This window comes from Flectobacillus sp. BAB-3569, assembly GCF_002270355.1.
Taxonomy (GTDB): domain Bacteria; phylum Bacteroidota; class Bacteroidia; order Cytophagales; family Spirosomataceae; genus Flectobacillus; species Flectobacillus roseus.
The window spans coordinates 29547-48492 of the sequence record NZ_NJFZ01000019.1 but is presented as its reverse complement, the minus strand read 5'-3'; the positions used below and the strand labels follow the sequence as shown (position 1 = coordinate 48492).

Here is an 18946-nt window from a genome sequence, read left to right as displayed (position 1 = left end):
ATCATGATAATTCAGCACTAATACTTACTTATTTAAACTAAGTATTGCAGCTTTCGCTGCATTTGAAGCGTCTGCATTGTCGTTTTTCTGAATTACTTTATAAAACAAATCAAGTGCCTTCTGTTGATCTTGATTAATCCCAGCGCCATTCATATAAGCTAACCCTAGAGAGTACATCGCTACAGAATTACCTTGTTTAGATGCTCTCTGATAATATGGGATGGCTTTGGAATAGTTTTTTTAACTCCAAGACCCATAAAATAGAGATTCCCTAGCATCGTTTGTGCTCTATCATCTTTTTCTATTTTCTCAAATACTTTTTTAGCCATGCTGAAATCCTGTTTAGTGAACTTTCCCGAGTAGTATAATTGACCTAGCAAATACGCATTTTGAAAGTCACTTTTGGCAAATGATTTTTGCATGAGTAGAAAGGCATTCATTGTATCTCCTTTTGCAAGATATAGTTGTTCAAGAATACGGTTATTAGCGGATTGTGCTTTATCGTTTTGATGTTGCTTTAATAGCAGTATAGCCTCATCGTAACGTTTTTCATGTGCCAATAGCTGTGCTTTTTCGTGAATATTTTCAGGTTGGAAAATATAATAAAAGAGAATACTTGCGATGCTTAGACCTACTATTACACCTATTAGTTTTTGAACCTTACTTAGATTTAAGATTGATGGTTTTTTTGGGGATGCTTTACTAATGCTTTGGGAGGCTAATTTTTCTTTTGTATGAGCACCTGCTACTTTATCTTTGATAATATTTTTGGGTTGCTTATTAGTCTGAAAAGTTTTTTCTCCAAGGATTTGTGTTGCATCTGACTTTATTGAAATTGGTAATGTAATGGTATCTTGGCTATTGATAAGGGGTGATAAAATTTGTGTTTCAGTTTCATCATTGACTACTGGTGCAATTTTATTGTTACCTTTATGCAGCATCAAAGTATCGGTTTCATCTAACCTTGAAGCACTAAAACTATTGCCATTGAAGAAAGGAAGGAGATCTTCTGCATATCGAATTCTTAGATTTGCATCTGCTATCAAACATTTTTTTATTATACTCTTAAATGGTTCTTTGATTGAGTCAATTTTTGGGGGAAGCTGGGCTGTAAGGATAGAGTTCATGATTTGTTCTGCAGTGGTACTACCACCCCTTTGACCGAAAGGCGGTTCTGCTACAAGTAATTCATATAACATTATCCCGAAGCTCCAAATGTCCACATTAGTAGATATCTTACCATTTATCCCATATCGTGCAGGGTTAAACTGTTCAGGAGCCATGTACTCTATTGTTCCAATAGTCAATGATGCACTATTAGTATTAGCCTCTACGTTACGACTAATTCCAAAGTCTGATATCTTAGCAGTTAGGCAGTCTCCTTCCTTTACTAATAATATATTTTGAGGTTTTAGATCACGATGAATAATACCTTTTTTGTGAAGAAACCCTAGACCTAGTAATACTTGTTTGAGTAGATCAAGGATTAGAGGCGATTGAGGATTTTCAAGAACAAAAGTCTTTAAATCACCTGCATTAGCTAACTCCATAATACCGATCTGAAGTTCTTCACGTTCTCCAAAAGCATTGGTATTATCTAACAATGCTACATCATAATATCTTATTAGATTAGGATGTTCATATTTTATTACCTTTTTAATCTCCTCAAGTACAGTGTAGTAGCCATTATTTGATTTGTTAAAAACCTTGATGGCTACAGATCGGTCGAGGAGTGTATCTTGCGCTTTGTATACTCTGGCAAAACCTCCCTTACCAATTAAGTCTTCTTTTAGATTATAGATATATCTACTTTTAAAATCCATATTTTTGTAGTTGTATACGCACCAAGTGATTTATTTTAGGGTTTTATTAGTGTCATTTTCTATGATTATAGGTATTTGTGCAGTGGCTTGCTTCGCAATACCTAGCGTAGGCAGTTGCTTCTTCCTTTTAGGAGCACGATCTACGTGCCAGCTTAGTACCCCTGCTAGCAACATAATAGAAATTAGTAAGAGTAAAGTCTTGAGAAGTTTTGGATTTTTAGGCTTATTAATTGATAGCAGATACATGGAGTAGTTATCTCTCGTTTCGTGTGAGCAGTATGCATCAATTAGTTCACTTTTATCTACTTGTTTGTCTTGAGCAATATGTGGTAAATTACTTATCTCCATGTACTCGAAGATACCATCTGTTGCTAACATCAAATAATCGCCATTTTCAATTTTTGAAATGACTTGAAAATCTAAATCCTCTTTTTGAGTATCTTTATTAACACATCTTGTTATGACATTTCGTTGAGGATGTTTCTTTGCTTCTTCAATTGATATTTCATTTATATTTATTAAATGTTGTACGAGACTATGGTCTAAACTCTTCCATTTTATCTCTTTTGCGTTAAAATGTATAATTTTACTATCTCCACACCATGCAAGTAATATCTCATTGGAGTTGATAACAGCCATCGTAAGCGTCGTACTCATATTAATAGCCTCGGGATTAACATCGATATACTCCTTAATCCTTAAAGTTGCTTTTTCAAGTACATTTATAATATCCTCTCTTGTAATGTTACTCATTGAGGATAACATCTCTCCAAATGTCTCAGCTACCAATTTACTTGCGATTTCTCCTTTAGTCTCACCGCCTACGCCATCACAAACGATATATATTCTGCTGAATATTTTTCCTAATTGGGGCGAAGAGGGATATATATAATCTTCCAAATTGCTTCTTTTTCCTTGCTTCAAGAGACTATATACCCGAGATATTTTTATCATTTTGTGAGTATTGGGTTGTTAAACATTTCTTGTTTTTATATAACATTAGTTGAAAATGAGTACGGGTTCTACAATCGTTCAAATAGTTTTGACGAGATAAATGTATTAGTCGATAGACAGAAATATATTTAACTTCCTTTTTTTTTATTTTTCGGTAATCGCTTTTGATTTAATATAAATAATTGATATTCAGTTGTTTGATTTATGGGTGAAGGCTTTGTACGGGGATTTTTTTTATTTTTCGGTAAATGATGAAATAAGAAGTCTTCGCATAGAGAACATTTCGAACGGAGTAATCAAGGGAGTTAGATGGAAGTTTATCATCTTTTTGATGAATCATTTCATAATACAAGAATGGTGATTTCTTAGTGTTATGTAAACGTTAGTGATAGGTGACACTTAGAAGTAAGTATGATTGGGTATAGGATAAAACTTTATAGAGATATGTTTATTTATAAAAAGTTCTTTAGCCTTTTTATAAATAAACATATTTAGCTTTACCCCCTAAGTCGTTTATCAAAAGCGAGTTTCTGCGTTGAAATTACTTTGATTTTGGCAGCTTCAGGATGATTGGGATTGATAAGGTAATTATATTCTGGTGGCACAATGCTACTTGGTACTTTGAGTACAGCAGCACTATTGCTTCTAACAAAATCGTCGCCTATGTACTGGGTTTCCAACAATGGAGGTTTTGCATCCCATTGTTCAGGCAAATCTTCATTGGCTAATTCTAAAATAGTTATATCGTCGGGAATGTCTATTTCTACATAATACCGATCATTGGGTAAATCCTCACTCAAATCGAGGTGAACGGCTACTTCGAGCATTGCCAATGCGCGAGTAGCGGCGGTATAAACCAAATAGGTATTTTGACTATTCCAACGAAAACCTTTACTAAGCGCTGCTCCAATCCCCTGTAGCGTGGTGGACAGATACTTTTCTCGTTCGATTCTATAAACTTTCATTAAGCTAAATTTCCGTATTCAAGTCGGTTGAGGCAATTCATCACTTCTTGAATACCTGTGGTAGAGTCTAGTAAACTTTCGGGGGTAACACCGCCAAGCGCAATATTACTTTTCTTAAGCCAACGCTGAAACTTGTCTTCTTCCTGATTAAATACCTCAATACCATAATCGAGCAGTTCAATAGACAACAAAACAATTTCGCTATCACGACCTGTTAGGAGCGCTTGCTCTCGTTTTTTCTTATTGTAGGTAGTTTGAGGCATATCAATCAACTGCAAAATATCTTTGACAGAGGTATTGATGCGCTGACTCAATACTTCGATTGACTCATAAGGAATCCCTTCACGGAGAATGTTTAAGCGTTCCATGCTTGAACTCCATGTGTAGGTATGCGTGGGGGTTACCAATGTTGACCCAAGGGTGACTTTTTTCTGTTCACGAGCACGTTTAATGCTGAGTTTTGGGTCAAAACGTCCTGTTTTTATGCTTGACTTTTCCATAGTTATAACATATTTGTTACTAATGTACAACAAATATGCTATAGTAAAAAGTTTCTTTGTTCCTAAAAATAAGATAATTATCTGTGTATCCATCGTAGAGACGTAGCACGGCTACGTCTAGCAATCAGGTTTCTATTTTGACAATCAGTTGTAGACGTTACATGTAACGTCTCTACGGTAAGGATAGGAATCCAGCACCAGCAAATTACGTAGAGACGTAGCACCGCTACGTCTATCAATTAGGTTTAGACCTTGGCAATCATTTGTAGACGTTACATGTAACGTCTCTACGGTAGGGATTGGAATCCAGCACCAGCGAGAAATAAAATTTATTGGAGATTAAATAGAAAGGTATTCAGAAATAATTTATACATTTCCAGACAAAATTATTTAAACACTTATTACAAATGAAAACACTACTTTCTGCCCTAGAGCTCACACTTGGTTTGGCTCTCATTCAGTTGTTTGTCACCCTGTTTCCCTATCTTTTTCTGCGCAAGAAGCAATTAAGCATTATTCGTAAATTGCTATTTTTTACTTTTCGAGATTATTTATTTGCAACAATTTATCTATTTGTATTCACCTATTTAGCAAAACTATCTGAATGGTTTGAGGGAGATTGGACTATTGCAAAAGCTCCTCTATTCATCATTGCTGTACTTATCATGAATGGATACTTTTTTCTTGTACATCCATTCGTTCTTAAATACGATAAGTGTAGGCTAACATTTAGTCCCGAATATTCAGCAACGTTATCTGAGAATCTCCAGAAAAAAGTCTCGGTATATATCACCAATAATGATACTATCAATGCCTTTGCTACAGGCTTTTTGCCACAAAATAGAGTGATAGTGATGGGACGAGGTTTGATGGAAAAGCTAACACAAGAAGAACGAGAGGCAATCTTGTATCATGAGGTAGGGCATCATAAGCACTACGATTTGATAAAGTTTTATTTTGTCGTGGTTTTACAATGTATTCTTTTGGGATGTTTCAGACAACCTTTCTTCGATTTAGTGCATCAATTTTATCCTTCATTTAATGAAGGTAATCTGATCTTTTGGTACGGATGTTTGATAGGTTTGTTTTATGTAATTATATTCTCCAAAATAAGTCATTCTGCAGAATATCAGGCTGATCAATATGGAGCACAGCATACTTCAAATCAGGCGATGGGAAATGCTCTTCTAAAACTCTCTGAACTGACAGAACATATTGTAGACGAAGGAAGTATGACGCACCCTAGTATCGAAAAACGATTGGCTAATATTCAGTTTCAAGTCCTGCCAGCACCAGCATCGTAGAGACGTAGCAGTGCTATGTCTAGCAATCAGGTTTCAATTAGATAATCATGTGGAGACGTTACATGTAACGTCTCTACGGTAGGGATTGGAATCTTTGGAAAAAATAGGTACTGGGTGTGAATCCAGCACCAGAAAATATCGTAGAGACGTAGCACCGCTACGTCTATCAATCAGGTTTCAATTTTGACAATCATTTGTAGACGTAACATGTTACGTCTCTACAATGCAACAATTTACGGATTAATCCCTGCAGGAACTTCTGGGCTTGTTTGGATAGGGGTTTTGACATTTTTGAAATTGTTATCTCCCATCAAATAATTAGCTGACTTTTCTCCTGAAACTTTTAAGTATATATCGTACGGCACTAAAGGGATATTTCCTTGGATAGAAACTTGTTGTAAGTTGCTGAAATCCAAGATGGGAACTCCCACATGAGGCTTATTCGTCAATACTTGTTTGATGCTGATTAGCTGACTGTTTTCGGCTTTGATGACAGCCCCTCTTTCGGTATTGACACGCACGTTGTCAAACTGGATATTTTTGGAGTTTTTAATGACAAAACCTGATTGAGTATCAAAATTGAGGTCTTGAAAACTGATGTCTTCTATGGGCAATTCTTCAAGTCCATTTAGATAGCCTGCTTGATTTCCTTGTGCGGTGATATTGCTAAAATGAATATTACGGAAAATAGGAGTGCGTTCAGAAATGGGCTCAACCGTCGTTTTGGCATATTGCATATCGAGTACAATAGCCTGTTCTTTGATGTTTTTCATCACGATATTGTCTACACGAATATCCTCAACTACACCACCACGACCGCGTGCAGTTTTGATACGAATTCCTCTGTCTGTACCATCGAAAATGCAGTTGGAAATCACAATTTTTTTCACACCACCCGACATTTCACTACCAATTACAACACCTCCATGTCCCGACAGCATTGTGCAGTTAGTAATGGTATAATTTTCAGCAGGGATATTTCTTTTGCGTCCCGAACGGTCTTTTCCTGATTTGATGGTAATGCAGTCATCTCCAACGCTAATATGGCAATTGGAAATATGCACATTGCTACAAGATTCGGGGTTGATGCCGTCTGTATTGGGAGAATGAGGGTTTTCGATGGTCACACCATGAATGGTTACATTGTCGCAAAACTCAGGGTTGACGGTCCAGAAAGGGGAATTTCGTATCGTGATTCCTTCAATTTGTACATTTTTACAAAACATGGGTTGAATAAAAGGAGGACGCAAAAAACCTTTCTCTATCCAGCCTGGAAGGTCAGGCGCTAATACATCTTTGTTAAGTCTTTTGAACTCCTCTTGCCATTTAGAAGTGGGAATGTTTTTGACATGAACTTCTGAGTAAGCCCACCATTTTTTGCCTTGCCCGTCAACCAAGCCTCTTCCCTTAATGGCAATATTTTCGGCCTTATAGGCATAGAAGAGGGGCGAAAAATTAACGACATCTGTGCCTTCCCAGCGAGAAGGAACCATTGGGAGATAGGCGTCAAAATCATCGGTAAAATGTAACTCAGCACCAGCATCGATGAAGATAGTAATATTGCTTTTGAGTTCGATAGGACCAGTTTTATATTTTCCTGCGGGGAAATAGATGGTTCCTCCCCCTTGTTTGACCGCAGTGGCAATCGCTTTTTTGATTCCTTCTGTTGCGAGTTTGGAGCTATCATTTTTGACGCCAAATTTCAATACATTCAAATATACCTGCGCTTGCACGCTGATACCTAGCGCCAATAAGAGAAGTGTAAGACTGATATTTTTTTTCATGTTTTTCAAAAATAAGTTATTCGTTAATAGTATATCTGTTAAAAGATTGCACTCATAATCAGATGGATACCATTGAAAAAGCTACAGATATATTGTTAATAGAACCTTTTCTATTATTCGTAGATATAAAATTTGCTAAAACCCCAATGCCTTACGTTTTTACGGGATAGAAGAATTAATACAGTTCAAAAAGGTAATTTCCTGAACCCACCGAAATCAAATATTTATTGCCTTGCTTTTCGGCGGGAATGATTTTACCATTTTGTTTAATAGTTTTTCCTAAATGTTGATCTACTAAAATTTTAGCATTTGTGTTGACAGGAACGCTTACGTTTAGGGTAAAGCGTTTGCTGGTTTTTTTCCAAAGTGTACTTATTTTTCCATGAGGAGATTCATAACTTCCCTCAGCTTGTGTGAGGTTGCCTACGACTTCTGGGGCTACGATGATTTCCTTAAAAGCAACATCTCTTTCGCTTTGACGAATACCAGCCAAACCACTATACAACCATTCCATCAAATGCCCAAGCATAAAATGGTTATGAGAATTACCACCAGCTTGCCAAGATTCTGTAAGGGCGGTAGCCCCTTTTTTGAGCTGATAGCCATAGCCTGGCACATCAGAGCGATTATTCATGGCATAAATAATGTCGGAGCGTCCTTCTGATTCTAATACTCGCAAAACATATCGGTAGCCAATATCACCAGCTGTCAGGGCATAGTTACGTGTTTGAATGTCATCAATCAAATGTTGCAAAACGGCTTTACGATTTTCCGGCTCAACCAAATTCATAAACAAAGCCATGGCATTTGCCGTCTGGCTTCCTGAGGCATATTGCTGTGTTTCTGATTGGTAAAAAGTTTGATTAAAGGCTTTTTTGACTTCTTCGGCCATATCTGCATATTCCTGCGCATCGTCGCCATGACCTAAGATTTTAGCAATTTTTTCAGCAATTTGTAAATCGTAATAGTAAATCGCTGTACCTGTTACACCCATAGGGGTAAGTTGGGATACCCCCGGAGGTTTTGGCCCTAAATCATACCAATCGCCTAAGCCTTGTGAAAGAATATGGTTTTGAGCTTTGCTGGCGAGGTATTTCAAATAGCGTTGTATCATAGGATACGCTTCGTCCAGCACACGGGTATCGCCATACCAGAGGTACATATAGTAGGGAACAATAATGCTGCTACTGCCCCATTCTGGCGAGTCACGGAACATATCGCCACCCCATTCAAACTTGACATATTCGGGTGCAATCTCAGGAATTAAGCCGTTAGAAAGTTGCGATAACTGCATATCTTTAACCGCCTTTTTGAACATTGGAGCTACATCATAGCGATAGCGAACCGAAGAACCCATCAAATGTACTTGCTCTAGCCAACCCAGTTTTTCACGATGTGGACAATCGGTAAATACCGACGTCATATTGCTTTTAATCGCCCAATCAATAAGCTGATGCGTTTGGTTGAAAAGTGTATCTGAGCTAGCAAACTGTCCGATAGTCGAGGCAGAATTACGAATATGCAATCCTTTTATGCTGATTATCTGTGTTTTAGCGTTAGGTTCTGGCTTTGCACCTTTTACTTGCAAATATCGAAAACCATAATAACTAAAGCGTGGTTGCCATGTTTCGATGCCTTCGCCTTTGAGCACATAACTAAAGATATAGGGACTCCCTGAAGCTTTTTGGTTGACAGTGCCATCGGCATTGAGTAATTCCGAAGGTCGTACCCAAACTGTATCACCCTTGTTCCCTTTGACTTTTAGTTCGATAATACCAGAAGCATTTTGCCCTAAATCAAATACCCAATCGCCTGAGCCAACTTGTTTTTGTTGAATGGGCTTAAAAGATTCCATGATTTTGACTGGTTCGGTCAATTGCGGACTTAGCCTTGGCAAACCTTCTACCACAATGGCATTTCGCCATAAACTCTCATCAAAGTTGGGCATATCCCAGCCTTTTTGTTCCAGATTGGCATTATAGTCTTCGCCTCCGTAAATACTCGAAAAGGTGATCGGACTTGGAGCGGTTTTCCACGAATTATCCGTGTACAAATTTTGTTCAGAACCATCCTGAAATTCTACTTTCAAGCGACAAATCATTTTAGGTAAACCAAACATTCCTTTGAGTTTGCGATAGCGTCCTTTAACTGGCGGAATATAATAAAAGCCATTTCCAAGCATTACCCCAACGGTGTTTTTTCCTTCTTGTAATGATTTTGTTAAGTCAAATCCTACATATAGCACTTGCTTGTCGTACTTGGTCCATCCTGCATCCAGAAAGTTGTCACCTACTTTTTTACCATTTAAACTCAACTCAAAATGTCCTAATCCTGAGATGAACATGGTTGCTCGTTTAACCTTTTTCTTTACCGTAAAATCTTTACGAAACATTGGTAAGATATTGCTTTTGAGAATCTTATCTTTTTGTCCGTCGGTTGGTAAAATATTTACCAAACTATCTGCCAAACGCTCGTAGGCAATCCATTGGGCATTTCGCCAATCGCCTGCGGTGAAAAGTCCCATTTGCCAAGTAGCCACTTCACTCCAAGCTGAGGAGCGACCCTGATTATCCCAAACCTTTACTTTCCAGTAATATACTTGTGTGGCTTCCAGCGTTTTACCATCATACTCAACTTGGATAGACTGATCTGAGGAGATTTTGCCAGAATCCCAAATATTGGCTTTGTTGGGTTGTAATAGCTCTGGAGAATCAGCAACTAGAATTTGATAAGACGTTTGCTTGACGTTATACCCACCCGACTGAATTTTCCAACTCAAGCGTGGTTTGCGAATATCAATGCCGATAGGGTTTTTGAGATATTCGCAACGCAAGTCATAAAGTGACAAATTTTGTGCATTGCTCTGAAAGCTCAAGCACAAAATTTGAAGTAAGCATAAAAAGAAGAATTTTAGGTTTTTGTAGTTTAATGGAGGGTTTTTCATAAAAATTGAATCTGAAGTTATAGAGGGAACAGGCACAAAGGCGCAAAGTGTAAATTGAATCTGAAAATACTGTGTGCCTTTGTGCCTGTTCCCTTTGTCACTTTTCTACTGCTGATACTTCACTTCGATGATTTGTCCTTTGGGAATGCTTAACTCATACCATTGATTTCCAACGGATTGAATTGTTCCTTGAGCGCAAGTTGGGGTAGTTTGACTTTTAAATTTAAGTTTTCCAACGCCATCATTGGTACCAGTTATTTTGATAGATTCTTTGCTACAATACAATTTGACATCACCTTTTGGGGTTGGAACGCTTCCTTCCATCCAAGCTAAGCCACCAAGCTCAGGCGTAATGTCGTATTGCTCATACGCAGGACTTGTGGGTTTTACGCCCAAATAGTATTTTCCTAATAAATAAATAGGACTTGCGCCCCAAGCGTGACAAAGACTTTTTCCGAACGGACGACCATACATGGCGTAATGCTCAGCTCCTGATTTTGCTGGATTATATTCTTCCCAGAAAGAGGTCGCTCCAAGTTTGAGCATACCGCCCCAATAGGATTTCATTTCGTCTAAAACGAATTTTTGTTCACCTAAAGCACACAACGCTTCCAATTCGTAAAAACGCATATATGGCGTAGTGATTTTTTGAATTTTATCATTTAACAAAACATGATTTTTGATTCCTTGTTTTTTGGCATCATCCAAATAATTGAAGAAAATCGCAAACATATTGCTATATCGGGTTACGTTATCGGTCTGTTTTCCATCTACTTGACTATGCACAAAAGCGTGTTTGTTTTCATTCCAATAGGTGTTAAAAAACTTCGCTTTGAGCTCTTCGCCTATTTGTTTGTAGCGAGTAGCCCCTTTTGTATCATCAGCAATATTGGCGCAGAGAGTCATGGTTTCTAGACTACGAGTAAGTAATAGCTGCTCAAAACTTACAGCTCCTTTTTTGCTCAAACCTTCTGCCCAGTCGATAAATACCCAATCACCCGAAAGCCCTTCCATCATACCATCTTTGTTACGACGACTTAGACAATACTCCATCAAGGTTTGCATTCGAGGATAAAACTGTTGGATAAAAGTTTTATCTCCTGTATAAAGATAGTAGTCGTAAATACCTAAAAACCAATAGAATGTGTAATCCATAATAGTGTTAATATGGCTAGTCACAGGGTCTTTTCCACGCAAAGCCAAAAGCGTCCGAGTAACGGCAGGCGAGTCAAAGAATGAATAGTAGTTCATCAAATAACTCTGGTAGGCATCGCCCGACCAAATCCAGCGGTCACGTTTGATACCATCTATGAAAAACTCACGCGTATTGAGCTGAAACGTATATTTGGCTACGTCATAAATCTGATTAATTTGCTCGTCTGAACAGCGAAAGCTACCGCGCTCTTTCTCAGGCATATACTCATACAACATGGATACCTCTTTGAAGGATACGGCTGGCGATTTTTTGATAAAAATATATCGAAAAGCCTTCGTCAATTCCATCGTCGAATCTTTGGCAATAGCCTGATTGATAGTGAGTTGGTCGAGCGTTTCACAATGTTCTGTATCCAATGCTTCTTCTTTGGATTCACCATAAAAAATCTCAACTTTCCCTATTCCTTTCAATCCTTTGAGTTGAACAAAACCAAATGTTTCCTTGCCAAAATCTATAATCGTTCCCTCTTTTAGCGTTTCCACTTTTACAGGTTTTTGTGCTTTGGTGGCCAAGCTAAATTTGGAAGGCGCTTGTGCTGGCGTGTTAAAATTCCAAGAGCCAGCATTGAGCCATGTCGTACCCGATTGGTCAGAAGCTTTTCCTGTTTCGTCAATCCATTCTTTATCCTCAAAAGTCACCAACCAAGAGTTGTCAGAAACCACATTTTTTCCTTGAATAAAAATAGCAGGAACACGGTCTTGGCAGAACACCTTCAAACTCAACTTATGTTTCCCTGCGGGCATTGTGATTTTTTTAGGATAGCCCATAATGGCTTTTCCATCAATTTTAACATTATATTGTCCTTCTACAAAAATCGAAACTTCTTCTGGTGCATTGAGTGTGAATGATTTATGAAAATCAATCAAGTTATAATGACTGTCCAATTTCCAGAAAGGTGGAAAAAAAACACCACGCTCAGTACGGCGGTTTTGCATTTTATTGCCTAACCAAATTTCAAAATCTCCTGGATACCAAATCCAAGTCGCTTGTTGTGCAAGACCGACTCCTGCACTAAACAACCAAAGTCCCAAGATGAGTTGGGACTGCAAAAGGCTTTTGTAGAAAAAACGTTTCATGTATGAATTGAGGTTTGGGGGCGAAAAAGCTCGCTTTAAATTAGTAGGCAAAATAAAATTTAAGATTATGCTTGGGGCTTTCAGGTAACAGCTTTCGGCGGTGGGTTTTGGAAAAAAGCATGACTGTGGGTAATAAAAAATATATTAACACTCTGTGCCTTGTGCCTGTTGCCTAGTGCCTAAACACATAACTTAAATCTTATTCTGCACGATTACTTAAAATGATTGTTTTAACTAAAAAACAGATATAACGAAACCATCACAACCACTAAGGCTGTCCAAAGGGTAATTACTCTGGTGCTTGGTTTAAATTCTTGACTAGATTCTTCTTTTTCAGAAAGATAGATAACTGGTTTTTTGTCAGTAATAGAAATAATCACTGCGACAAATGCCAAAAAGGCAAAAATGAAAAAGGATAACAAGAGATAATGCGGCCAAAAACTGTATTTGTCAGGCGTAAAAACCCATAAATACAATACCCCAACGCCAAGACTAAAGGCAGAGCCATAAGATAAAATGGCGTTTACGGCTTTTTGTGTCATGGCTTTCCAGAAAACGGTTAGTAAGAACACTACAGAAAGTGGTGGTGCAATAAAGCCCAAAACCGACTGAAATACATCGAACAAATTGAGTCCTTTAATAGAATCAATGGCCAATGCCATCAATACGGCAAATACGCAACCTGCTAGTACCGTCAAGCGACCTACTTTGATGATTTGTTCGTTACTGGCCGTTGGATTAATTTTTTTGACATAAACATCCATCGTAAAAACAGTACTCAGTGAGTTGAGTGACGAACCAATCGTTCCGACCAATACCGCAATCAACACAACAATGACTAAACCATTTAATCCTGCAGGAAACAAATTGGTTACCATGGTCATATATGCCATTGAGGGGTCTGTTAGGTTAGGAAATAGAATATGGCAAATAACCCCTGTCAAGATAAATAACGGTAGAGATAAGATTTTTAACCAAGCGATGAAGTTTACTCCTAATTGACCTTGTTCGAGGGTTCTTGCTCCTAAAACTGATTGTACCATGGCTTGGTCAGTACAGAAAAATGCAATTGCTGAAACAGGATAACCCAACAAAATAGCTGGCCAAGGATATTTGGTATCATTGGCAGGATGAATCAAAGTCCAGAAATCTGCTGGCACTTGTTGATACATATTTGAGATACCTCCAACTTTCTGTAATCCTAAGATCGTGAGCGTAGTAGAAACTCCAATCAAAAGAATCATTTGGAAAACATTTACTTTTGCAATAGCCTTGAGCCCACCCATATAGGCAAAGAGCCCCGCAAATAGCACCAACACAATCACCGCAGGAGCCATTGGAACGCCTAAAATTTGTCGAACCAAAAAACCTCCAGAAAACAAACCGAGCGATAACCAAGAAATCAAAATTTTGATGAGGGCATACCATGCTAAGATGTTTTGGGTAGAATCTCCATAACGCTTACCCATAAACTCTGGCATAGTGGATACTTTCGAGGCAATGTATTTTGGGGCAAAAACAATGGCTAGCAAAAACAAGAATACAAAGGCATACCACTCAAAGTTTACTGCCACAATACCTGTGCTATAACCAATACTCGCAAATGCCAAAAGCATGGAAGGTCCCACATTTGTTCCCCACATATTAAAACCGATACTGTACCAATCCAGTGATTTATTGGCTAGAAAAAGCGTTTCGTCGGTATTTTTTTGACGACTTGCACGATAGCCAATAACCAACAATACAATTAGATATATGCCCACAATGGCATAATCAAGCCAAGTGAGTTTTTCTGCTAGAGGTGAAAGCATAGTTAGGGTTTAGGGTTTTGTAATTAAACAAATTAATTCTGCCTTAGGCTTTAAGCTTTATGTCGTAGGCTTAAAGTTCAATTCGTGTCGAAAGGAACACTGACCGAGGATACATTTTGCCTAATGCCTATTGCTTAAAGCCTACAGCTTCTAGATATTAAATCTTACTTTTTTGAGTTTCTTGGACTTGCCAATGATTTTGCCATCGGCGAAAACTTGTAGTCCTTTGCCTTTGTTGTACTTTTTACCAGTTTCGTCCCAAAGGATTGTGATGAGTTTTCCATGATAGGAAATATTTTCTAGACAAAACCAAGCCCATTGTTTACCAGAAATCAAAGGACTGATTTCTAGTACTTGGTCTTCACGAGGTTTTAATCCTATTAAATCGCTGATAATCAAATCTGCATAAGCGGAGTGGTTATAGAACTTACTTCTTGGATTGTCGCCTTTGAGCCATTCCCCATTTTTCTCATCTTGATATTCACCTAAATAAAGTTTACCGTTCATTTGATGCGAAAAGGCATATTTCTTTAGTTCGTCATAAAAAATCTGAGGGGTCATATTGCCTTTATGTTTGTAATTATTGAGCAAATTGGACAGCGCCTTCAACGTCTGTGTAGTAGCATAGGGCCAGAGTGGTCCGTCCCATTCGCATCCATGTCCTGAACCATGTGTACGAAACAAAGGGTGGCGACGCTCAGCTGTGGTAATACCCCATTTTGCTTTAAAACCCAAAGTATCGACAAGCTGGCTCCATTGTTTGGCATAATTGGGCTTATCTTCTGGTAAATTAAAATACCAAGGAATAAAACCAATAGCCTCGCGAGCGTCTGAGAAAGATTTTGTTTTCTCTAATTTTACCTTAAAAAAGAAGGCCTTATCGTCCCATAAAGTATCTTCAACGGCTTTTCTGAGGAAATTGGCTTTTTCTGTAAAAATCTTTTGTGTGTTTGCATCGCCCAATAATTCTGCCATTTTGGCCAAAGATTTTGCATTGGCATACATATAGCTATTGATGGTCGGACGAATATTTTTATCTTTTCTCCCCCCACTAATAGACTCTTCCATCGCATCTTTTACATCAAATTGATAGAACATTCCGTTGGGTAATTGGCGTTCTTCCTCCCATTTTTTGTAGTCAGCAACAAGCGTCTGAAGGTTTTTTTCTAAAAAAGATTTATCCAGATTGACTAAATAACGTTGATACACAGCGTCATCAATCCAGCTACTAAAGGCATGGAAACGTTGTACATTATGCTTGGGGTCGACATACAGCCAAAAGCGAATATAATCGTCGGTATATTGCTGATTACGAAGCCAACGAGTTTCGTAAATATGATGCCCCAAGGCACTACTGATGGCATTGTGTTTACCAGCATGATTTACTTTGGTAATAAACTCGGTAAAAATAAAGCCGTCGGGTGTTTGCTTGAGGTGCTTTCGCAATGCCCACCAACGATAATAGTAAATCTCTTGAAGCAATGAATCTGGGCAGTCCAACAAAGGAATATTCTGCGACAACCATTCGTAAGATTGTGCATTGGGGATATAATTAATTACAGCTTCTTCTTTATCTAGCGCATTGTATCGCTCAACTGCCGAAGCTAAGGTTTTGGTTCCCACAAAATCGTTCTTCTGAGCCACACTCCCATAACCCAGAAGAATACAGCCCCAAAGGCTTAATATTTTTTTCATGTACATGATTTCTTAATTGTGAATGATGAGTTGTGAGTGATGAATAAAATAATCATTCATCACTCACAACTCATCATTCATCACTATTCTACCGTCCAGTCTATATTTTTTTGATTACCTGCAAAACCTGCGTCGAAGATTTTGATTTCTTGTGAGCCATCTACGAATCCAAGAACTAAACATACTCCTTTGGCAAGGCTTAGTGTGTGCGTTCCCGCCTCGAAAGAGAAGGTATGGATATTGACAGGAGGCCAATCGCCTAGCAACATTGCATTGGTAATCTTACTTTCAGCTTGTCCGAAGTTATTGGCGCTGGCATCAATTTCAAGTTGAGGTTTTGGCAGAAAATCACTTTTCTTCGCATCATAAATCCCTATCTTTTCATTGAAATAGCCTACCAAAACTTTCACAGGTTTGTCTGTCTTGAACGTAATCTCTGTGCCTTTAGTAATCTGTGCTTTTTTTGATAAGATAATACCAGAAAGATTTTTTAACTCTGGTGCTATTCCTTGAATCACAATGCTTGTATCACTAAAAACTTTTTGGTTACTCGCTAAAGGATAGGTTGTTAAGCTATTATCTATGAGTTGAACCTGAGCTGGTTTGAGATATTGGATTTCTTTGATGCCCTTACCAGAACTTTGCTTCAATGAATCGATAACGGTATATAAACGAGTTACTTCTTTTTGGAAAACGGGTAACATTTCTTTCCAGTGAATGAAAGTCGCATCGACACCACGCATAGGAATTTTACGCTGTTTGGTTTGCATACTGTTGGCGTACAAATAGGTATCTTTTGTCAATTCAACCAGTTTGCTATAATGCTCAACGCTTCGTTCTAGATGTGGCAAAGCCTTTTCCAAATCACTAATTTGATTTGAATATTTATAACGAACTAAGTCTAGCGCGGCATAAACCTTTTCTGAAAAAAACTGCGCCATAGCATTGTAGCAATGAACATCATTTTGCAAACGCTTGAATTCAGCCGTATTTTTAGTGACATTTTGTGCTATTTTATCAATGGCTTCCTGCGCTTTTCTGCCATGAACTACTACTTCATCGGCTATCTGCACAGGCGTTTCTCCGATGTGTTTTTGACCTTTCCATTCTTTCTCTGCATATTCAATAATCATCTCACCTTCAGGTGCTTCTGATTCGTATAACATCGTAAATAAGCCATAACGATAAGGATTAATCAATTGGGTCATCAACATTCCTAAGGTTAGCGTCTGACGATTACCATCGGTGATACCGTATCTGCGTAAAAGCTTGGGTGCAATTTCTCCAGTTTCGTTGTAGGCATCCAAAATTTCTTGTGCTTGGTTTGTAGCTAAACCATATTCTTTTCCGAGATAGGATTTCCAAAACTGCTGTTCTTCTATCGCAGGACGATTGGCACGCCAAGCATATCTTGCCCATGTTTTGTACCACATCGCATCGCGGTCGATTTGCAAAAGTCTTTCAGACGTTTTGTCTGCGGTGTATGGCCAGTCCCAGTAAGAGGCTTGAGGGTATAAATGCAGTCCATTAGCGCCATAAACGTTGTGCATGGCTTGCACACACTTCTGGATAAAGTCTGGCGAACTATATCTAAATGGTTCGAGATTTGACAGAAGATGCACATTTTCGATATGAACTGTACCAATTTGGCTTAGTTTACGGTGCAATTCAGCCCATGAACCTCTTGGTGTATAGGTAGTTAGGGCTTCTCCATTGTATTTTGCCATCGTGTACAAATTTTTGTACATTGGTAAGGCTTCCTTCATGACCCTTGGCGCATCCGTATCATGCGCACGAAGCACAATAGGCGGTTCGGTTGTTTTACCCAAAGCTTTTAGTCCATCTTGCACGCCAGGAATAATGGTTTTAGTAAACCAATCAACATCATCTTGTCCTGCTCCTTCCATAGCTTCGCCCAAGGTGATTAATAGACCAACATTAGGATATTTTTCTACAAAAGCAGCAATAGACTTACGCGTATAATCTGCTATCAATGGAACAATCGGGCGATTACGGTCTTGGGTTTTGATTTTGTGATGCTCGGCAAAAGGCTTTGACACGATGATATTATAAAACATCTGAATGACCCAAATCCCTCTCTTGTCTGCTTCTTCAGTTAAGAAACGATACATTTCTTCATTTTTCTTAAAAGTGGCATCGTCAACTTCTACAGCATAAGGATATTCTTTTACTCGAACCAAGGACGCAAAAGGATGTCCGTTCCAGATATAGAGTGAGTTATAACGGTTTTCGACCATCATATCTAAGTATCTAATCCAGAGTTTTTTATCATAAAACCAAGGGAAGTCTTTTTCTGTATAAGGATATTCATATACTTCTCTGTCAGGTAAAAGTGTGGGTTTTTGCATACCTACACAAGTGCCACGAAGTACCATTTCGGGTTGGTCTTGATACACCAAGGTTTGCGGAACTGCTTTTTGCTGCTTAATTCTTTCAGCTAATTCCAAACAACCATACAACACACCCGATTCATCGAAACCGATAACTTGTAAAGGAGTTTGAGCAGATTTATATAAACGAAAACTTTCCTTTTTGGATAAAGTATTGCTATTGTTTAGGGCTTGCTGAGTACCAATCCAAATTTGGGGTTTGGAAGTATTGGAGTTGGTATAAACTTTATAGCCAATGCTTTCGAGCACCGCTTGTAGTTTGTTGACACCATAGGCAATACGTGGATTAGTTTGCTGAGGAACTTGCAAATAAATCGTTTTGGCCACGCCTTCCTTAGAGAAAGTACTTGCCAAAACATTGGATACATATAGGAAGAGGCAACAGAATACCAGTGAAATTTTGTACATAACTTATAGTCCTGAATCTGAGAGCTTATGATTAATCCGAAAGGTATTTTGATAT

At 38.3% G+C, this 18946-nt stretch carries 12 protein-coding genes; 1 reads left to right on the top strand and 11 read right to left on the bottom strand.

Features of this window, described 5'->3' with window-relative positions:
- Window positions 1–24 precede the first annotated feature (24 nt).
- The 5 genes from BWI92_RS28890 to BWI92_RS17675 form a co-directional block, all read right to left on the bottom strand.
- Window positions 25–153, bottom strand: coding sequence for a hypothetical protein (locus BWI92_RS28890; RefSeq protein WP_409024755.1), 129 nt, complete (start codon window positions 151–153; stop codon window positions 25–27).
- A gap of 26 nt (window positions 154–179) precedes the next feature.
- Window positions 180–1823: a serine/threonine-protein kinase gene (locus BWI92_RS17690; protein WP_095164935.1), complete on the bottom strand. Its 1644-nt coding sequence runs from the start codon at window positions 1821–1823 to the stop codon at window positions 180–182.
- A gap of 30 nt (window positions 1824–1853) precedes the next feature.
- Window positions 1854–2777, bottom strand: a complete 924-nt coding sequence (locus BWI92_RS17685) for a PP2C family serine/threonine-protein phosphatase (protein ID WP_095164932.1) — start codon at window positions 2775–2777, stop codon at window positions 1854–1856.
- 497 nt (window positions 2778–3274) lie between these two features.
- On the bottom strand, window positions 3275–3742 hold the full coding sequence (locus BWI92_RS17680; RefSeq protein ID WP_095164930.1) for an RES family NAD+ phosphorylase: 468 nt from the start codon (window positions 3740–3742) through the stop codon (window positions 3275–3277).
- Complete coding sequence (locus tag BWI92_RS17675) at window positions 3742–4242, bottom strand: antitoxin Xre/MbcA/ParS toxin-binding domain-containing protein (RefSeq protein WP_166550786.1); 501 nt, start codon at window positions 4240–4242, stop codon at window positions 3742–3744. The genes BWI92_RS17680 and BWI92_RS17675 overlap by 1 nt, the downstream gene beginning before the upstream one ends.
- A gap of 407 nt (window positions 4243–4649) precedes the next feature.
- On the opposite strand from BWI92_RS17675, the gene BWI92_RS17670 reads away from it, so the two are divergent.
- Window positions 4650–5546 (top strand): M48 family metallopeptidase, encoded by an 897-nt coding sequence (locus BWI92_RS17670; RefSeq protein ID WP_095164927.1) that lies wholly within the window; start codon window positions 4650–4652, stop codon window positions 5544–5546.
- Window positions 5547–5779: 233 nt separating this feature from the next.
- On the opposite strand, the gene BWI92_RS17665 is transcribed toward BWI92_RS17670, so the two are convergent.
- The 6 genes from BWI92_RS17665 to BWI92_RS17640 form a co-directional block, all read right to left on the bottom strand.
- A complete protein-coding gene (locus tag BWI92_RS17665; protein WP_095164925.1) occupies window positions 5780–7330 on the bottom strand; it encodes a glycoside hydrolase family 28 protein in 1551 nt (516 codons plus the stop codon).
- Window positions 7331–7505: 175 nt separating this feature from the next.
- Window positions 7506–10274, bottom strand: coding sequence for a family 78 glycoside hydrolase catalytic domain (locus tag BWI92_RS17660; protein ID WP_095164923.1), 2769 nt, complete (start codon window positions 10272–10274; stop codon window positions 7506–7508).
- A 105-nt stretch (window positions 10275–10379) separates the two neighbouring features.
- Entirely contained in the window at window positions 10380–12566 is a 2187-nt protein-coding gene (locus BWI92_RS17655) for a family 78 glycoside hydrolase catalytic domain (RefSeq protein ID WP_095164921.1), read from the bottom strand.
- A gap of 230 nt (window positions 12567–12796) precedes the next feature.
- The gene (locus BWI92_RS17650; RefSeq protein ID WP_095164919.1) at window positions 12797–14377 is read right to left on the bottom strand and encodes a sodium:solute symporter family transporter; all 1581 of its coding nucleotides are present in this window, start codon (window positions 14375–14377) and stop codon (window positions 12797–12799) included.
- A gap of 150 nt (window positions 14378–14527) precedes the next feature.
- Window positions 14528–16072, bottom strand: coding sequence for an MGH1-like glycoside hydrolase domain-containing protein (locus BWI92_RS17645; protein ID WP_141234825.1), 1545 nt, complete (start codon window positions 16070–16072; stop codon window positions 14528–14530).
- A gap of 83 nt (window positions 16073–16155) precedes the next feature.
- A complete protein-coding gene (locus tag BWI92_RS17640) occupies window positions 16156–18891 on the bottom strand; it encodes a hypothetical protein (protein ID WP_095164915.1) in 2736 nt (911 codons plus the stop codon).
- Window positions 18892–18946: the final 55 nt, after the last annotated feature.